Annotated in this window: 16 protein-coding genes and 1 riboswitch; all 16 genes read left to right on the forward strand. The window is 37.3% G+C overall.

Features of this window, described 5'->3' with window-relative positions; all coding sequences use genetic code 11:
• The first annotated feature begins 22 nt into the window (after positions 1 to 22).
• The 16 genes from P3T75_RS03560 to P3T75_RS03635 all read left to right on the forward strand — a co-directional run bounded on the left by P3T75_RS03560 (position 23) and on the right by P3T75_RS03635 (position 18659).
• Entirely contained in the window at positions 23 to 1600 is a 1578-nt protein-coding gene (locus P3T75_RS03560; RefSeq protein ID WP_206902512.1) for a type 2 periplasmic-binding domain-containing protein, read from the forward strand.
• Between the two features lie 150 nt (positions 1601 to 1750).
• On the forward strand, positions 1751 to 2728 hold the full coding sequence (locus P3T75_RS03565; RefSeq protein ID WP_230709321.1) for an ABC transporter permease: 978 nt from the start codon (positions 1751 to 1753) through the stop codon (positions 2726 to 2728).
• An 18-nt stretch (positions 2729 to 2746) separates the two neighbouring features.
• Positions 2747 to 3649 (forward strand): carbohydrate ABC transporter permease, encoded by a 903-nt coding sequence (locus P3T75_RS03570; protein ID WP_206902514.1) that lies wholly within the window; start codon positions 2747 to 2749, stop codon positions 3647 to 3649.
• 5 nt (positions 3650 to 3654) lie between these two features.
• Positions 3655 to 4284, forward strand: coding sequence for a YesL family protein (locus P3T75_RS03575; protein WP_282462227.1), 630 nt, complete (start codon positions 3655 to 3657; stop codon positions 4282 to 4284).
• Positions 4285 to 4314: 30 nt separating this feature from the next.
• The gene (locus P3T75_RS03580; protein ID WP_282462228.1) at positions 4315 to 6447 is read left to right on the forward strand and encodes a GH92 family glycosyl hydrolase; all 2133 of its coding nucleotides are present in this window, start codon (positions 4315 to 4317) and stop codon (positions 6445 to 6447) included.
• Between the two features lie 58 nt (positions 6448 to 6505).
• Complete coding sequence (locus P3T75_RS03585; RefSeq protein WP_282462229.1) at positions 6506 to 8488, forward strand: glutaminase domain-containing protein; 1983 nt, start codon at positions 6506 to 6508, stop codon at positions 8486 to 8488.
• Between the two features lie 387 nt (positions 8489 to 8875).
• On the forward strand, positions 8876 to 9928 hold the full coding sequence (locus tag P3T75_RS03590; protein ID WP_282462230.1) for an AbrB family transcriptional regulator: 1053 nt from the start codon (positions 8876 to 8878) through the stop codon (positions 9926 to 9928).
• 136 nt (positions 9929 to 10064) lie between these two features.
• A riboswitch (TPP riboswitch) is annotated at positions 10065 to 10165 on the forward strand.
• Positions 10166 to 10384: 219 nt separating this feature from the next.
• Positions 10385 to 10681, forward strand: coding sequence for a thiamine-binding protein (locus tag P3T75_RS03595; protein ID WP_206902518.1), 297 nt, complete (start codon positions 10385 to 10387; stop codon positions 10679 to 10681).
• Positions 10682 to 10706: 25 nt separating this feature from the next.
• Entirely contained in the window at positions 10707 to 11417 is a 711-nt protein-coding gene (locus P3T75_RS03600; protein ID WP_206902519.1) for an ABC transporter permease, read from the forward strand.
• Positions 11396 to 12415 carry an ABC transporter substrate-binding protein gene (locus P3T75_RS03605; protein ID WP_282462231.1) on the forward strand — a complete coding sequence of 340 codons (1020 nt, stop codon included), beginning with the start codon at positions 11396 to 11398 and terminating at the stop codon, positions 12413 to 12415. Before P3T75_RS03600 ends, P3T75_RS03605 begins: the two co-directional genes overlap by 22 nt.
• Complete coding sequence (locus P3T75_RS03610; RefSeq protein ID WP_282462561.1) at positions 12415 to 13161, forward strand: ABC transporter ATP-binding protein; 747 nt, start codon at positions 12415 to 12417, stop codon at positions 13159 to 13161. Before P3T75_RS03605 ends, P3T75_RS03610 begins: the two co-directional genes overlap by 1 nt.
• A gap of 122 nt (positions 13162 to 13283) precedes the next feature.
• Positions 13284 to 13481 carry a hypothetical protein gene (locus P3T75_RS03615; RefSeq protein WP_282462232.1) on the forward strand — a complete coding sequence of 66 codons (198 nt, stop codon included), beginning with the start codon at positions 13284 to 13286 and terminating at the stop codon, positions 13479 to 13481.
• Positions 13482 to 13631: 150 nt separating this feature from the next.
• Positions 13632 to 15734: a molybdopterin oxidoreductase family protein gene (locus tag P3T75_RS03620; RefSeq protein ID WP_282462233.1), complete on the forward strand. Its 2103-nt coding sequence runs from the start codon at positions 13632 to 13634 to the stop codon at positions 15732 to 15734.
• A 3-nt stretch (positions 15735 to 15737) separates the two neighbouring features.
• Positions 15738 to 16148 (forward strand): 4Fe-4S dicluster domain-containing protein, encoded by a 411-nt coding sequence (locus tag P3T75_RS03625; RefSeq protein WP_206905375.1) that lies wholly within the window; start codon positions 15738 to 15740, stop codon positions 16146 to 16148.
• Positions 16148 to 17380: an NAD(P)/FAD-dependent oxidoreductase gene (locus P3T75_RS03630; protein WP_282462234.1), complete on the forward strand. Its 1233-nt coding sequence runs from the start codon at positions 16148 to 16150 to the stop codon at positions 17378 to 17380. Before P3T75_RS03625 ends, P3T75_RS03630 begins: the two co-directional genes overlap by 1 nt.
• Before the next feature lie 292 nt (positions 17381 to 17672).
• On the forward strand, positions 17673 to 18659 hold the full coding sequence (locus tag P3T75_RS03635; RefSeq protein ID WP_282462235.1) for a TDT family transporter: 987 nt from the start codon (positions 17673 to 17675) through the stop codon (positions 18657 to 18659).
• The last annotated feature ends 71 nt before the right edge of the window (positions 18660 to 18730 follow it).

Raw genomic sequence — 18730 nt, forward strand, 5'->3', positions numbered from 1 at the left:
ATTTATTTTTGGAGGAATAGATATGAAGAAATGGAAGACATCTTTATTGGGATTAACATTGTCAGCGGTTGCATTATTATCACTTAGCGCTTGCGGTTCTGGAAATGCAAGCTCAGAGGACAAAGCAGGTGATAGTAAAGGGTTCACGTTATTAAGTCCAGATCACAGTGCTGATCATCCAAAAAATAAGGATCTTTGGATGTGGAAAGAGTATGAGAAGAAGACTGGTGTGCCAATTACTTGGCAGGAAACAAAAGATATTAATGAAAAGAAAAATTTACTTTTATCAGAATCAAAATTACCTGATGCCTTTTACCAAGTTTATTGGACATCTGATGAGTTAGTAAAATATGGCGGGCAAGGAATGTTTCAGCCAATTGAAGATTTAATTGAAAAGCATGCACCAAACTTTAATAAATTAATGGAAGAACACCCTGAAATTCGTAAAAGTATTACCGCACCAGACGGTCATATTTATTTCCTACCAGAATTGTCGATTGATCCACAAATCATGGGCTTAACATTTAGATACTATATTAACCAAGAATGGTTGGATAAATTAGGCCTTGAAAAACCACGTACAACAGAAGAATTAAAAGAAGTGTTAACACAATTTGTTACAAAAGATCCAAATGGTAATGGCAAAGCTGACGAACAAGGTTGGTACATGAATAGCGGTGAACTACCAAATAGTTTTGAAAAACTATTGATGGCCGCTTACGGTATGGGAACAGGCGGAAGAACAGGGATCGAGTCTTCTGTTTATTATGAAAAAGATGGTTCAATGCAATTAACATTAAACAGCGATCGGATGAAAGATGTTTGGAAATATGAAGCAGACCTTTACCAAAATGGTTTAATGTCTAAGAATTCTTTTGCGGGTGCTGATGGTGATAAATGGCGTGCAGATGCAGCCAATAATACAGTTGGTCTTTGGACTTGGGTGAGCCCAGAATTTATCGGAGGTTCCGTTCAAGATAAATATACACCAATTAATATTATCGCAGGGCCTGAAGGAGATAAAAGTCTTGTTATTAACGGACCAGTGGGAACTTCAGGTTTAGTTATTACCAAAGATTGTAAAGATCCAGGCAAATTATTAGAATGGACAGATTACTGGTACAGTCAAGAAGGATCTGACTTTGGCTATTTAGGCGAAGAGGACGTTACTTACCATAAAGTTGGGGATAAAAACGTCTATGTGGATAAGATTTTGAATTACGATAAAGGGGCACAATTAGGCGCATACCAATATCTAGATAATGTTTACGGTGGTGGCTACCCATATTTAAATCCAGATCAAGCCAACCGCGATATCGCACAAGGGTTAGAACCAATTCAATACGACGATTTTAATGAAGAAGTTATGCCAGAAAAAATGTTATCACCAGTAATGCCAACACCAGAAGAGTCTGGTCAGCTATCAACAATCATGACAGATATGAACAACTATGTTGAACAATCTCGGGTGAAGTTTGTGACAGGTGAATGGAACTTTACAAATGATTGGGATAAATATGTGAAACAGCTGAAAAAAATCGGCTCAGATAAATTACTTGAAATTCGCCGTACGCAATATGAACGTTATGACAAAGAATAGATAAAACTTTTGTCCAGGCTTAAAGCAAAATACTACAAGAAGCTTTAAGCCTGGTTCTTTATGACAAAATGTTTTATTGAACCAATCAGCTTAGGATTAAGATGCTGCGCTGAACAGTTTAATAAAACAAGGAGAAAGGAAGAATAATAGATGGTAGAAAAATTATTATTCGATATGAAAAAGCATAAATGGCTTAATGCGTTATTCGTTGTACCGATGGAGGCTTTAAATAAATTGTTATTCGATATGAAAAAGCACAAGTGGTTATATATTATGCTGGTCATTCCTGTGTTATTCGTTCTAATTTGGAATTATTGGCCGATGTATGGTGTTGTGATTGCTTTTAAAGATTATTCACCAGCTTTTGGTATTTGGGGAAGCCCTTGGGTAGGGTTAAAACATTTCCAGCGGTTCTTTGATTCTTATTTCTTCTTAGAAATTATTGTTAATACAATTCGCGTTAGTTTTTATAGTTTATTAGTAGGTATTCCGTTGCCAATCATTTTGGCGTTAATGTTTAACGAGATTAAGCGGAAATGGTTCAAATCGACTGTTCAAACAGTTTCATATATTCCCAACTTTATTTCAGTCGTAGTTGTTATCGGAATGGTTACCTTCTTTTTTTCTGAACAAGGTTCTATTAATCAAATTTTAACTTCTCTACACATGAAGCCAATTGATTTTTTAGGTGATGCGAAGTGGTTTCCGCATGTTTATGTTTGGTCTGGGATTTGGCAAGGTGTCGGCTGGGGAACGTTGATTTATACAGCGGCAATGTCTGGTGTACCCCAAGATCAATACGAAGCGGCGTATCTTGAAGGGGCAACACGGATGCAGTGTATTCGCAATATCACAATTCCGGCAATTATGCCAACTATTGTGATTTCTGCAATTTTAGCAACAGGTAGCGTGATGTCAGTTGGTTTTGAAAAAGCGTATTTATTGCAAAATGCATCGAATCTGGCTACTTCAGAAGTATTGTCGACTTATACATATAAAGTCGGTTTGATTAACGGTGAGTATAGTTTTTCTGCTGCAGTTGGGTTGTTTAATAATATCGTCAATTTCATCATGCTTTTTGTCGTCAACAAGATCGCACAAAAAACTGGCGAAAATAGTTTGTGGTAGGAAGGCGGAACGAGCAAAATGGAAAAAATGCGATACATCTCAACAAAATCAGATAAAGTTTTTGATATCGTCAATATTGTAATCATTACATTGTTGACTTTAATTTTGTTATACCCGATTGTTTTTGTAGTAAACGCTTCTTTTAGTAATCCTAATAAAATTTACGAAGTGCCGTTATTACTTTGGCCCCGTGGATTTAATGTTAAAGGCTATACTGAAATTTTAAAAAATAAAGACATCTTAGTCGGTTTTAAAAATGCTGTTATTTATACAGGGTTAGGAACATTGGTAAGTGTTGTAGTTACAACATTAGGTGCGTATCCACTTTCCCGGAAAGATTTACGCGGACGCTCAATGCTGACTTTATTTTTCACAATTACAATGTTCTTTGGCGGTGGCTTAATCCCAACGTATTTGGTCAACCAACGATTAGGTATCATCAATACGTTGTGGGTAATGATTTTGCCGGGGGCTGTGGGCGTTTACAACATGATTTTAATGCGAACTTATTTCCAACAAAATATTCCTTCTGAATTAGTGGAAAGTGCTTATATGGATGGCGCTAATGATTTGCAGCTTTTATATAAAATCGTACTGCCACTTTCAACACCAATCATTGTGGTCATCGCAATGTTTAATGGGGTAGGACGCTGGAATTCTTACTTTGATGCCATGATCTATTTACGCGATCGGGCGCGCTTTCCATTACAATTGATTTTGCGAGAAATTTTGATACAAGGACAATTTGGTGATGACGTGAACCAAACCTTGGTAGGAAGTGCTCAGGCGGAATTAATGATGTTGAAACTAACATTGAAATACAGTGTGGTTATTGTCTCTACGTTACCAGTGTTACTGTTTTATCCAATTGTTGCCAAGTATTTTGAAAAAGGTATTTTAGTCGGAGCTATAAAGGGGTAAGAAGAGTGGTTAATAAAATTTATGAAGTTTTTAATCGAATTTACTATTTAATGAAATTAAATGGATTGTGGCTGTTATTTACGCTTTTAGGTGGCGTCGTGCTGGGGATTATTCCAGCAACGATTGCACTGTATGCTTGTATGCGACAACAAATTCGTTATGAATCAGAAAATCATTTGTTTCAAATGTTCAAAAAATATTATGGCGAGAATTTCCGCCGTAGTCTACTATTTAGTGCCGTATTTACCGCTATTGCATTATTCTTTTTAGGTGAAACGATCGTCTTAGCTAATGCAGGCCCAGGAAATCTGTTATTAGAAATTGCGATTAAAGCGACCCGCTTGCTTTTGATTTTAGGTGTCGCAATGTTTTTCCCAATCTTTGTTCACTTTGATGTAAGAGGCGTAAAAACGATTTTGCAGCCGATGCTGTTTTTACTGATTTGTCCTTTGGAAGTCATCTATATGGCGGTGATTTTTGTAATCGTTAGTTTGTTATTTGCCATTAGTCCGCTTTTGATTCTTTTTATCGGCGTTGCATTACCTGCTTACGGAATGAGTCTGATTATGTTGAAAAAATTTGAACGGTTAGAAAAAAATATTAATTTAAGTGATTTTGCACAAGCCAATCGCTAAAAACGAACGCAAATTTAAAGGAGTCTCTAGATGGATATTAATCAAATCGACACCCGCCATGGGACCAGCAATTCTTTTGAGTTATCCCGTGGAAACTGTTTTCCCTTCACCGGTGTGCCATTTGGCATGAATTATTTTGCCATTGAAACCCATGAAGACAACTGGTGGTTTCATCCTGAAGCAATGCATTATCGCGGATTTCGTCTATCACATCAACCTACGATGTGGGCAGGAACAAAAGGTGATTTTTGCTCTTTACGAATTTTACCATTTACTAAAAATACAAAAGGCTTGATTGTAGTACCTTATGCACCACAGCAATCTGATTTTCATCCTAATTATTTAAAAATCAAGCAACCTAACAATCAATTAGATACAACTTTGATCCCATCTGATTATGGTGCCATTCTAACCATGGACTCACCGCAAAATAACAAAGGTGTTATGATTAGTTTTCCAACTGATGGGAAAATTACAAAAGCACAAGGGCATTTAATCGAAGGTTATTCTATGCAGTTACACGTTCATCGTACTACGCCGTTGAAATTTTATTTCCGTATTGCAGTGAGTGAGGAAATCGCCCATTTTAGTGAAAAAGACGGCGTTTATGAAATTTGCTTTGCCGATGCAAAAGAAATTGAATTACGTGTCGGGACTTCATTTATTTCTGCTGAATTTGCCAAAAAAAATCTGCCTCAAACAGAAAAATCAGTACAGTTGCAACAAGTAACAAGCCTTTGGAACGAGAAACTGGCTAAAATTAAGGTATCTGATCAAGATAAAGAAAAGGTGAAAACCTTCTACCATAACTTGTATCGTACTTTTTTATACCCACAACGCTTATACGAGTTTGATGAAAATAATCAACCACTTCATCGAGATGCTTATGCTGATGAAGTAAAGCCAGGTTATTTATACATGAATAATGGTTTTTGGGATACAGCCAGAAGTGTTTACCCCTTATTTTCTTTAATTGAATTAGACGAATATGAAAAAATATTGGCGGGCTTCTTAAATAGTTATCGTGAAAGTGGCTATCTGCCAAAATGGTTGGCACCTGAAGATTCTGGGGGCATGCCAGGAAATTATATTGACGCGGTTATTGCAGATGCGGCTGTAAAAGATATTGCGGCCGAATTAATGCCAGAATTTTTAAATGGAATGCTGCATTCTGCAAATCAACAAGAAAAAAATCGTAGGCAAGGACGTTCTTACGCCGACGAGTACAATACGTATGGTTATGTACCGTCAGATTTACACGAATCTGTCAACCATACTTTGGATTACAGCTATAGTGACTACTGTATTGCTAAAGTTGCCGAAAAATTAGGTGAAAATGAAACAGCCGAAATTTTCATGACACAATCTACACGCTATCAAAACTTATTTTCAGTTGAAGATAAGTTCATGGTAGCAAAAGATCGCCAAGGACAGTTTAAAGAAAATTTCAGCCCTTTTTCTTGGGGTGGCGACTATACAGAAGGTTCAGCGTGGCAATCAACATTTGCTGTTAATCATGATATTGCGGGTTTAATCGCATTGTATGGTGGAAAAGCGGCTTTTGAAGAAATTTTAGTAACGCTCGCCAATACACCGCCAGAGTATACAGTGGAAGGCTATGGTCATGTGATTCATGAAATGGCAGAGATGGAAGTTAATGGTTTTGGCCAGATTAATGTGGGCAATCAACCAAGTTTCCACTTGCCTTACTTGTTCCACTTCATAAACAAACCGTATTTTGCACAGCCGCTTTTAAAACAAGCGATCAATCGGTTATTCTCTGCAGATTTTAAAGGCTATCCTGGGGATGAAGACAATGGTAGCATGGCCTCTTGGTATATTTTCAATGCATTAGGCTTTTATCCATTTTGTCCAGGAAGCGGTGAATATCTAATCGGGATGCCAAACTTTGATGAAGCCATTATTCATTTGGCTAATGGAAATAAGGTCAAAATTACAACGACATTAAACTATCCGCAACAGCAATTTATCCATCGTATTACAGAAAATAAAGCGGATTTTAAAACGTGTGTGATTGCTCATGATGAATTAATCAAAGGAAAAGATTTTAACTTTGAATTAGGAATGGTGCCGAATTCAAAATGTTTTGATGAGACTGTGCCAGCTAGCATCCGCAAAAGAATGGTGCAAACAACAAGCTAAGAATAAATAAAAAAGTTTAAAAGAATGATTTTAGATGTAGAAATGGAGTTAGTAGAAGATGACAAAAGTAAACCGAGGAGCTTCAATTCCTCTGATTTTAAGCGACCCTTATTTTTCAATTTGGTCTCCAGCCGATCGTTTAACTGATTGTGACACGCAAAGTTGGACCGGTAAAGAACAACCTGTGCGGGGCTATATTCAAATAGGGGATGCTACGTATCGTTTTATGGGAGCAGATGATCTTATTCCTGCTATTGCCCAACAAGACCTCGAAGTGACAGCAACCCAAACAAAATACACGTTTGCAAATGAAGTAGTTCATTTAGAGCTGACTTTTTCGGTCGATTTGGACTTACAGGATTTACAAAAAATCAGTGAACCGGTAACGATGATCACAGTTAAAGCGGACGTGAAAAATGGTGAAAAAGCCGCAATTACTTTTGCATTTTCAGAAGAAATCTGTCGCGATAAAACACAAGAACCACTTCACTGGCATAAAATTACGACTGATGATGAGAAAATGGTTTGGATGGGGAAAAGACGTCAAACACCATTAGATTCAACTGGTGATCTGATTGATATTGATTGGGGTTATCTGTATCTAGCGGCTCCTAGTAGTCTTGCAATTACGTATCAAAAACAGCGTGAAATGCTACTAGCTCATTTTCCGATTCAATCCGGCCAAGCAACTACCATTTTAGCGGCCTATGATGATATTCATGCAATCAATTATTTTGGCACAGCTTGTAATGCTTTGTGGAAAGAAAATTACAGCGGTATGTATGACTTGTTGCAAAATTACTTGATAAATTTACCCGCACGGTTAGCAAACTGCCAAAAAATCGATGACAAAATTCAACAAGCCTCCATAACTTCTGGTGGGAAAACATTGGACTTTATTACCGCATTTAGTTATCGCCAGTCAATTTGTGCCCACAAATTAATTCGTGATGAACAAGGGGAAATTGTCTTTTTGTCCAAAGAATGTAGTTCAAATGGATGCATTGGGACAGTAGATATCAGCTATCCTTCACTACCGCTTTATTTACTTTATCAAACAGAATTAGCCAAAGGAATGCTACGTCCTGTTTATAAATTTGCTGCTTTGCCAGTTTGGGAGTTCGATTTTGCCCCACATGATGTAGGGCGTTATCCATATGCAACAGGACAAGTTTATGGAGAGATAACCAACCAAGGCGATGATGGTTGGCCAGATCGTGGCGCTTATGGCACAGTTTATGATTATTATCAATTACCAGTAGGGCAAAATGTGTACCATTATGAGCAGCAAATGCCGATAGAAGAAAGCGGCAATATGTTGGCCATGGCAGCTGCAATTTATTTGCGAGATGGAGACGATCAATTTTTTAATCAGCATTTAAAAACGAATTTACGTTGGGCCGATTATTTAGCAACTTTTGGTCAGGATCCAGAAAATCAACTATGCACGGATGATTTTGCCGGACATTTGGCACATAATTGTAATTTATCATTAAAAGCGATTACTGCACTTGCAATGTTTGGCAAAGCACTGCTAGCAGCAGGGTATGAAAAAGAAGGGGCACTTTATTCAAAACGTGCAAAAGAAATGGCCGCTATTTGGCAAAAGACGGCGATAGCAAATGGGGAACATACACCGCTTTCTTTTGACAGACCAGACAGTTGGAGTATGAAATACAATATTGTTTGGGACAACTTATTTGAGCTTGGCTTATTTCCAGCACAACTAATGGAAAAAGAGATTAAGAAATATTTAGCAGAGGCAAATGAATTTGGTATCCCATTGGATGAACGGGCGGATTATACTAAGGCAGACTGGATTATGTGGATTTCAATTTTTGCCCAAAACGAAGAAGAAATGGAAAAAATCATTCAACCTGTGCGCCACTACTTAGAAAATACGCCAAATCGCGTTCCATTTTCTGATTGGTATGATACGAAAAATGCCAAGGTCATGAACTTTAAAAATAGAACAGTGGTGGGGGCCATGTTTATGCCACTGTTAAAACAAGCACTAGTTAAAAACTTAGTTAAGGCATAAGTAAAAGCTGAGCAAAAAGTCCACCTGACTTTTTGCTCAGCTTTTTGTTTTGCTTGAAAATAAAATGACAAATAAATGAAAGTCATATTTCCTTTTTTTATTTTGTTTTTTTCGTGTTCTTTTTAAATTTGCCAACCACAAAGTAAAAAAGAAAGAGTAAAATTCAAAGTGATATATTTTTGCTCACTGTTGCACAATTAGACTAAAGAATTTTTATAAAGTGAAAATCTCATGTTTGAAGTCGCCCTTTTTTGCAGCCATAAATTTATCTAAGGCAAGCTGTCTAAGTAGCTACTAAGAGAAATAGAAATTATTCTTATTTGGCAATTAAACGTAATGGTAAGCACAGTTTTAATTGTGACATATTTTTAGAAAGCAGGTTTATAAATGATTGTAAAAATAATAGAAACTTTGATTATCGGCATGGTAGGAGGTTTAATAGCAAGGAAGATAAAATTACCCGCTCCTTTTATGACCGGCAGCATGTTGGCGGTCGCTTTATTTGCAATCTTTTCTGCGCAAATGTATATGCCAAATAATCTAAAAACTTTTGCCCAAATAATTAGTGGTGCATATATCGGGCAACAGGTAACGAAAAATGACTTGCTTAATTTTCCTAAATTGGCAAAATCGATCGTGTTTTTGATGACCTTATTTACGTTGAATATGTTTATTGTCGGTTTTTTAATTCATACTTTTTTCTCAATTGATTTAATTACGGCCTTACTTTCCTGTATGCCCGGAGGAATTATGGATGTGTCTTTGATTAGTATCGATATGGGCGCACAAGCTGAGATAGTCGCAACGATGCAACTGGTGCGATTAGTCGGGATGCTGCTTATTCTTCCATACTGGATTAAGCTGCTGCTTGATCGCTTTCAAAGAAAAGAAGATACTTTAAAATCATCAGAGGCTAAGAAAATTGTCACACAGCTACCTTTTGGTACAAGTGATTTTATTGTCAATGACGGTCTTATTTTGATTATCGCAAGTATTGGAGGATTGATTGGTTTATCCCTTCATATACCGGCGGGGGCGTTAATGTTTTCGTTAATTTTTTCCAGTATTTTGAAAATAATAAAAAATACTGCGCAACTAAACACGAATATTCGCTACATTGCCCAAATTTTTGCTGGGACAATCATCGGCAGTACCTTTACACAAGATAGTTTAAAAGAAATGAGTCGCTTATTTATTCCGGCACTTTTATTATTAGGAAGCTACTTAATGATAAATGTATTGTTTGGTTACCTTGTATCTAAAAAAGGAATTTTAGATTTAAAGTCAGCATTATTTGCTTCTTCTCCAGCTGGGGCGACAGATATTTCCTTAATTGCGGGGGAATTAGGTGGCGACATGCCTAAAATTGCGGGTATTCAAATTTGTCGCACCTTGTACACCATCATCGTTTTACCCAATATTGTTCGCTGGCTTACGTAACACCTGAAATTAGCACGATGGAAATGTGCCGTGTAAAATTTTTTTGGTTCACTGTTTGGAGGGGAATAAAATCGCATTTAAGTACTTTCTACCAAAAAACTTGACCAATCTATTTTTCTTTGTTAATTTAAGTGCAACCGAATATGTGGGGAGCTGTAATGGCTGAGAGGAAGTTCGACTTCGACCCGTTAACCTGATTCAGATAATGCTGACGTAGGTAAGGAGTTTATTTTGGTGTGCAAAGTAGGTCATCACGGACTTTTGTACAGTTGAATAATATAACTTTTGTCTCAGTATCGTCTTATGATACTGAGATTTTTTTGTTCTCAAAGACTAGAGTTTGAATAAAGAGCAAAAAGTTTGCTAGTGGCTGTTTTATTGAATCAAATCTTTAAAAGAAATTCATTTAGCTCATGCAGTTCACGTATCGGTAAAAAATAATGGAGTGTGAAAAAAATGGACGCAAGTATCGCAATTCAAGTTTTACCAAAAGTAGAAAGTAAAAAAGAAGTCATCGCTATTGTAGATGAAGTCATCGACTACATCAAAAGTACAGGGTATACCTATCAAGTGGGCGCTTTTGAAACAAGCGTTGAAGGAGATTATGAAGGTTTGATGGAGCTAGTGAAACAATGTCAATTAATTGCTGTTAAAGCGGGAGCGCCAAGTGTTTCTGCCTACGTAAAAATTGCGTATACGCCAAAAGGAGATGGGCTGACCATTGCCGAAAAAACGGATAAACACCAACATTAATTTAATCCCCGTTGCCACTATACTAATGATTTTAGCAGTGTGGCAGTTTGTCACAGTAAAAAATATTGTTCCAGCATTTATGTTACCCAGTCCTAAAGCGGTACTGCAAGCTTTACTAACAGACTGGCCTCAGCTAGCGGCAAATGCGAAAGTTACGTTGTTAGAAGCCATCTTAGGACTTTTAGCTGGTGTTTTACTCGGTTTTGTTTTGGCAGTTATTATGGATCACATCCATTGGTTGAAACAAGCGATTTATCCTTTACTAGTTTTAAGTCAAACAATTCCAACGGTTGCTTTAGCTCCCTTATTGATTATTTGGTTGGGATTTGGGATATTGCCAAAAGTTGTGTTGATTATTTTGACGATCTTTTTTCCGGTAGCGTTAAGTTTGTTAAATGGCTTTGCAGCCATTGATCCGGATGAAATTTTATTATTGCAATCGATGGGGGCGAAATCTTACCAGATTTTTTGGCATATTAAGTTGCCCGCTAGTTTAGGTTCATTTTTTGCCGCATTAAAAATTGCAGTCACGTATGCCTTAATCGGAGCTGTGGTATCAGAATGGCTAGGCGGTTTTGAAGGTCTAGGGGTGTACATGACCCGCGTGAGAAAATCTTATAGTTTTGACAAAATGTTTGCCGTGATTTTTCTCATTTCAGCTTTAAGTCTACTACTTTTAGGAGCTGTTTTAGTGTTAGAAAAAATTTCGATGCCATGGAAGAAGGAGCAAAAATGAAAAAATTAATCAGTGGTATTTTATTGGTTACAACATTAATAACATTAGGTGCTTGTCACAGTGGACAAGCAAGTAAAAAAGAAACAAAACTAGAAAAAGTGACGTTTGTTTTAGACTGGACCCCAAACACCAATCATACCGGCTTATATGTCGCCAAAGAAAAAGGCTATTTTAAAGAGGCTGGCTTAGATGTTTCCATCGTCCAACCTTCTGATGGAGACGCTAGTATGATTGTCGCTAGTAACAAAGCACAATTTGGTATCTCTGCCCAAGATTCTTTGGCCGCAGATTATGTTTCCGCGAAACCTTTACCAATCACAACGGTAGCTACAATTTTGCAGCACAATACATCAGGTATCGTTTCGCGAAAAGGTGAAGGGATAAATCATCCCAAAGGTTTGGAGAAAAAAACCTACGCGACGTGGGATTCACCAATTGAAAAAGCTATGATCAAAGATGTCATGGCAAAAGATAATGGTGGCGATTTTAATAAAGTAAAATTAATTCCGAATACAATTGTTGATGAGCCTCTCGCTTTGAAAGAAAAACAAGCCGACGCCATTTGGATCTTTTATGGTTGGGGAGGCATTAAAGCGGGAGTTGATAATGTAGCAATTGATTATTTTAACTTCAAAGATATAAATCCTGTATTTGATTACTATACACCAGTTATTTTTGCGAACGACACGTTTTTAAAAGAAAACCCCAAAACAGCTAAAAAATTCTTAGCCGCCGCTAGCAAAGGTTACGAAGATGCTATCAAAGACCCGCAGGCCGCCGCAGATATTTTATGTAAAGAAGTTCCAGAGTTAGATAAGAATTTAGTTCAAAAAAGTCAAGCTTGGATCAGTCAGCAATATAAGGCAGAGGCCAAATCATGGGGATATATCGAGCCTAAACGGTGGAATGCCTTTTATGATTGGTTATCAGAAAATAAATTAGTTGCTAAAAAAATACCGGAAAATACTGGTTTTACCAATGCGTATTTAAGTGAGTGATGACAGTGGGACTAACAGTTGAGCGGATAAATAAAAGTTACGGGAATAAAGATGTGCTTGCAGATATTTCCTTGCATGTTCCTGCTGGCAAAATCGTCAGTTTGCTTGGACCCAGCGGTGTTGGAAAAACGACACTATTTAATCTGATTGCCGGCTTGGAGTTGCCAGATAGAGGTAGTATTCAGTTAAATAATGAAGAAATAACAGGTAAAAGGGGAAAAGTATCTTATATGTTGCAAAAAGATTTATTGCTTCCCTATAAAACAATGGAAGAAAATCTGGCATTGCCCTTGATTTTAAAAGGTGTAAAGAAAAAGGCAGCTTTAAAAAAAGTGGCAGCATACTTACCTGAATTTGGGCTGTCAGGGGTTGAAAAAGTCTATCCCAATGCTTTATCTGGTGGTATGCGACAACGGGCTGCGTTGTTGCGCACGTATTTATTTTCAGGAGAGTTAATTTTATTAGATGAGCCTTTTAGTGCATTGGACGCGATAACAAAACGCGATTTACATCAGTGGTTTTTGCAGATGCAAAAAGAATTTTCATTGACGACCTTGCTGATTACCCATGATATTGACGAGGCGATTCTTTTATCTGACCAGATTTATCTGCTGGCTGGCTCTCCAGGAGTGATACGAGAAACTATTACAGTTTCTCGTCCGGAAAATAAGGAAGTCGACTTTTCTTTAACCCTTGCTTTTCTTGATTACAAACGCGCTATCCTGCAAAAAATGCAAACAAATTAAACAGTAAGGCCGAAACAAAAGAGCATAAATACTCACTTGTTGATTGTCTTTTTTAGACAAAGACTGGATGTATTTGTGTAATGCCTTTTGTTGCGGTCTTTTTTTATTTCGATAAAGAAAGTATGAATTTTTCACAAGAAGAACTTTGGTTTGGCTGTATTAACACTACCGATCCTTTCAAATTGCCAGTTTCATACACCAATCCTTCAACTTTTCTTGCCTTACTGTTATTACAACAAAATAGATTAACAGCAGAAAAATCTATTTACGCAAGTGATAATCATTCTCAATTGGTGTTATTTAATTGGCCTTATAAATGAATTTTTAGCCTGTTAACTAGGGAGTTCCCTAATGATAGTTTGTTTTTTTTTGCTATAAAATAAAAGAGAATTAGAAAATATGCCGCGCTGCATTATTTTTTTTGATTAACAAGTGAAAAATATCACGAATAAAAATTAAGGGGACGAAGTATGAAAAAAACACAATCCACCTGTAATTATTGTGCACTAGCCTGTAATTTAGATTTTTACACAGAAAATGAAGAAATAGTAAAAATTATTCCTACGCCGGGATATCCGGTTAACGATGGCTTTTCTTGTATTAAAGGTTTGCGGTTAAACCGTCAACACCAAGAATTCAAGCCAGATCCAAGACCAAGGATAAAACAAGAAGATGGTAGTTTTACTTATGTCACTTGGGAAGATGGTCTAAAAAATACAGCCGCTAAATTAAAAGAAATCCGCGCAAAATACGGTCCGGAAAGTATCGCAGGAATTAGTACAGGTCAATTGACAATGGAAGAGATGGCATTATTTGGTCATGTAATGCGAACGTATCTAAAAGGAAATGTGGATGGCAATACGCGGCTTTGTATGGCAACAAGTGTGGTTGCTCACAAGCAAGCTTTTGGTTTTGACGCACCTCCTTATACCTTAAAGGATGTGGAATTATCCGACACCATTATTTTAATTGGTGCAAATCCAGTTGTCGCACATCCAGTTTTTTGGGGAAGAATTCGCGCGAATAAAATTGCCGGTAAAAAAATAATCGCCATTGATCCGCGCATGTCTGAAACAGCGAAAAAAGCCGATATCCACTATAAACTAAAAGCAAAAGCTGACTTAAAGCTCATGTATATTTTGGCAAATTTACTGATTGAAAAAGGCTGGCTTGATGAAAAGTATATCGAAGCACACACGCAAAAATTTGCGGAATACCAAGCATTTTTAAAAGATTATCCACTAAGTCGTGCAAATGAAACCGGATTGACTGAAGGTGAAATTGAAGAATTGGCGCAATTGATTCACGTTGGTAAAAATGTTTCCTTTTGGTGGACGATGGGAGTTAATCAAGGGTATGAAGCGGTGCGGACTGCACAGGCAATTATCAATTTAGCACTAATGACAGGAAATATGGGCCGTCCAGGTACCGGAGCGAATTCATTAACAGGGCAATGTAATGCCATGGGTTCTCGCTTGTTTAGTAATACGACCGGCCTATATGGTGGTGGTGAATATGATAATCAAACTAGAAGAGAAATTGTTGGAACTGCTTTAGGAATTGAGCCAAGTTGGTTACCGGAAAAACCGACGTTACCTTATAACGTAATTATTGAAAAAATTAATGCAGGGGAAATCAAAGCCTTGTGGGTTGCCGCAACAAATCCAATTCATTCTTGGACCAATAGCGATACTTTTAAAGAAGCCATGTCTAAATTGGAATTATTAATCGTTCAAGATATTTATGATGACACTAAAACTTCAGCTAGTGCGGATGTTTATTTCCCAGTCGTACCTGGAACAAAAAAAGAAGGTACGCTAATTAATACAGAGCGCAGACTATCTCCAATGCGCCCGGCTTTAACTTTAGGTGAAAATGAAAAAACAGATTATCAAGTCTTTTATCAAATGGGTCAAGCTTTGGGGATGGAGGCAGAAAATCTATTGCATGGTTGGGAAACGCCGGCGAAAGCTTTTGATTTAATGGCAAAATGTTCGGCTAATATGCCCTGTGATTTTACCGGTGTGACCTACGCAGAATTAGAAAATTCTAAAGGAGTGCAATGGCCCTACACACCAGCACATAAAAAAAGTCATACCCCAGATGAACGCCGTTTATATGAAGATGGTCAATATTATACGCCAACGAAAAAAGCCAATTTTGTCTTTGAAGCACCAGTTGAAAACCCTGTTGCTTTATGTGATGAATTTCCATTACTTTTAAATACCGGGCGTGGAACGGTTGGGCAGTGGCACACGCAAACGAGAACCCGTGAGATTTTAGAAGTGCAAGATGCCGTGGAAAGAATGGCTTATGTTTTAATGCATCCGCAAAAAGCTAGCGATCTAAATGTAAAAAATAAAGATATCGTTTATGTATCTTCTATGAATGGCCACAGCGAAAAATTTGAAGTTATTGTTTCGCAATTTGTAAATGAAAATGAATTGTATGCCCCGATGCATTATATTGAAGTCAATCGGTTGACGCCATCGGTTTATGACGCGTATTCAAAAGAACCGTCTTATAAATCCACGCCAGTGCGTATCGACAAGGTTGAAAAGGAGTCTGTTTAAAAAATGAAACGAATCAAGATTGATCGTAATAAATGTATCAGCTGTTTAACTTGTGTCACCGCTTGTTCTGTGGCTCACAACGGGGAAGATCCTCGTAATCGCGTTGTCGTCAGTGATGAAGGGGTGAATTCTCCCATTTTTTGTCGCCACTGTGATTTACCTGAATGTGTGTATACTTGCATGACAGGTGCAATGTATAAAGATTACGAAACGGGATATGTTTTATATGATAAAGACAAATGTGCGAGTTGTTATATGTGTGTCATGGCTTGCCCTTATGGGGTATTAAAAGCCGATCGACTGCAGCACAAGGTTATTATGAAATGTGATATGTGTTTGGATCATCCAAGCAAGACACCACAATGTGTAGAAAAGTGTCCAATGCAGGCAATTACACTAGAGGAGGTTAAATAATGGAATACGTTGTAGTTGGTGCTTCTGCTGCTGGGATTAATGCTTTAAAAACATTGGCTAAGCTAGCGCCAAATGATAATTTAACGTTGATTTCAAAAGACGAAGCCATTCACTCCCGTTGTATATTGCATCACTATTTGGAAGGTTCACGAGATGTTTCGCAATTGAATTTTACTGACGCCAATTTTATTGAAAAGAATAATATTCGTTGGCTAAAAGGCGTTTCCTTAACTGCCATTGATACAAGTACACAAGTATTAACTTTATCTGATGGTAAAAAAGTTGTGTACGATAAAGTTTTACTTGCAACAGGTGCTTCGACATTTTTTCCACCGGTTAAAAATATTAAAGACGCCGCTAATGTAATTGGGCTGCGGAATTTAGACGACGCTATTTTTATTAAAGAAAAATTGCCACAAGTAGAGAACATTGTTGTCATGGGGGTGGGACTTGTTGGAATTGATGCAGTCGAAGGTCTGCTTCATTACGGCAAAGATTTAACTTTAGTCGAGTTCGGTGATCGCTTATTACCAATTCAATTGGACCATAAAGCTTCGCAAAGATATCAGGATGCCTTTGCAGCATATGGTGTGAAACAACGGTATAATACCGCCGTTCAAGAAGTTTTAATGGATGAAACAGGCAAGGTCAAAGAATTAGCCCTATCAGATGGGGCAACAATTCCCTGTGATCTATTGATTGTCGCTACAGGTGTTCGTTCCAATGTACAATTTTTAGAAGGTACACCCGTTGAAACGGATCGTTTTGGCATGTTGTTTAATCCATTAGGGGAAACAAATGTTGCTAATGTTTATGGTGCCGGTGATGTATCCGGAAAAAATCCAATCTGGCCCGCAGCAGTTAAAGAAGGAATTATTGCCGCAAGTAATATGGTGGGACAAAAACGTGTATTAACAGACTTTTTTGCCAGTAAGTCAACTATGACTTTCTTAAAAATCCAGACCATGTCCCTAGGCTCGCCAATTCCTGCGGATGATACTTACCAAGTTGAAATAAGGGAAAGTCCTGGTCAATATAAAAAAATTATTCATAAAGATGGAATTATTACAGGAGCAGTTATTCAAGGAGATCTATCTTACAGCGGTATTTTGACGCAATTGGTCAAAGAGCAAATTCGGATTGATAAATTAAAAAAATGTGTGTTTGACATTAATTATTCGGATTTCTTTAATATGACGGAAAACTTTGAATTTGGTTTTTGTACAGATTAAAAATTTAGGTGGACATTGTACTTTAAGGCTGTGACAAGTGTAGAGCTAGCATCTGATTAGGTAGAAATAAGGGTATTTTTAAATAGCGGAATACTTCTAGTTTGATGCTATCAGAGTATGAAGCTGAGATCATGGAAATTTGAATGTGGAGACGTCACATGATTTCAGCTTCATTCAAAACTAGTAAGCACACCTTTAAGCTACTAGCATTACTTGCTCACTTTTTAACAAATAACACAGCGGATTTTTCCGTGAAAATAGTTTTTTATTAATCCAATAGGAGCGTGAAGTTATGAAAAAAATGATTCAAGGATCTGATAAACTACCGGTAGGCGCGGTGGCTACCACAGTAGGTTTATGTACATTAGCCAATGCTTTTAATGCCATTGGTTTTAGTGGTATCCGCCATCTTGTTATGTGGTTTGCACTAATCGTGTGGGTTTTAACAATCAGCAAAATTGTATTGCATTTTGATACCTTTAAAAAAGAATATACACAAGTTGTCCCCGGCAGTTTATACGCTGCGGTAATGATGTTAACGGCAATTTTATCCAGTTATATCTATCCTTACTTGCCAATTTTGGGTATTGGTATGTGGTATGTGGCAGTGGTAGTACACGCAGCTCATATTTTGTTTTTCACCTGGCGCAATGTAATCAGAGAATTTAATCTTAATACATTTTTACCTTCTTGGTTTGTTACCTACGTGGGAATTTTAGTCCCAGTGGTGGTGGGAACAGCTTATGGAAATCCGATTATTTTAAAAGCTTTACTGGGCTATGGTTTTGTAATTTCTGCTATTTTGGTGCCGGCCATGTTTATCCGTATTTTGAAATTGGGCATGGCAAGCCAAACAGAATTAATGAAAACTATCTTTTTAGCACCACCTAGCCTGTGTTTGGTTAGCTATTTTAACTTAACGGCACAACCAAACATGATGCTTGTAACGTTTTTATATGCGTTAATTTGTTTGATTTTCTTATATATCTTAAAAAGTCTGCCAAATTTTGTGAATCGACCATTTGATGGCACCTTTGCTGCTCTAACTTTCCCGATGGCCATCAGCTTAATCGCGACATTGAATACGGCACGTTTTTTAATCAATGTGGGACATACAGCGCCAGGGAATTTTTTCAATCAAGTTTTTGGTGCAAAATTATTTTTGATCACGTTAGTTATTGGGTATGTGGTTTATCACTTTACCCACAACTTTGTATTGGCAACTGTTAAAAAGCCTGTTGCAAAAGCAAGTATTGAAGAAGTTGAAGTTGTCGAATAAATAGAATAAAGATGATAAGAGCTGTGATAAATCTCCAGCTCTTTTTTTATCGCAAAAGAAAATGTGAGTAT

This window comes from Enterococcus montenegrensis (assembly GCF_029983095.1).
GTDB lineage: Bacteria > Bacillota > Bacilli > Lactobacillales > Enterococcaceae > Enterococcus_C > Enterococcus_C montenegrensis.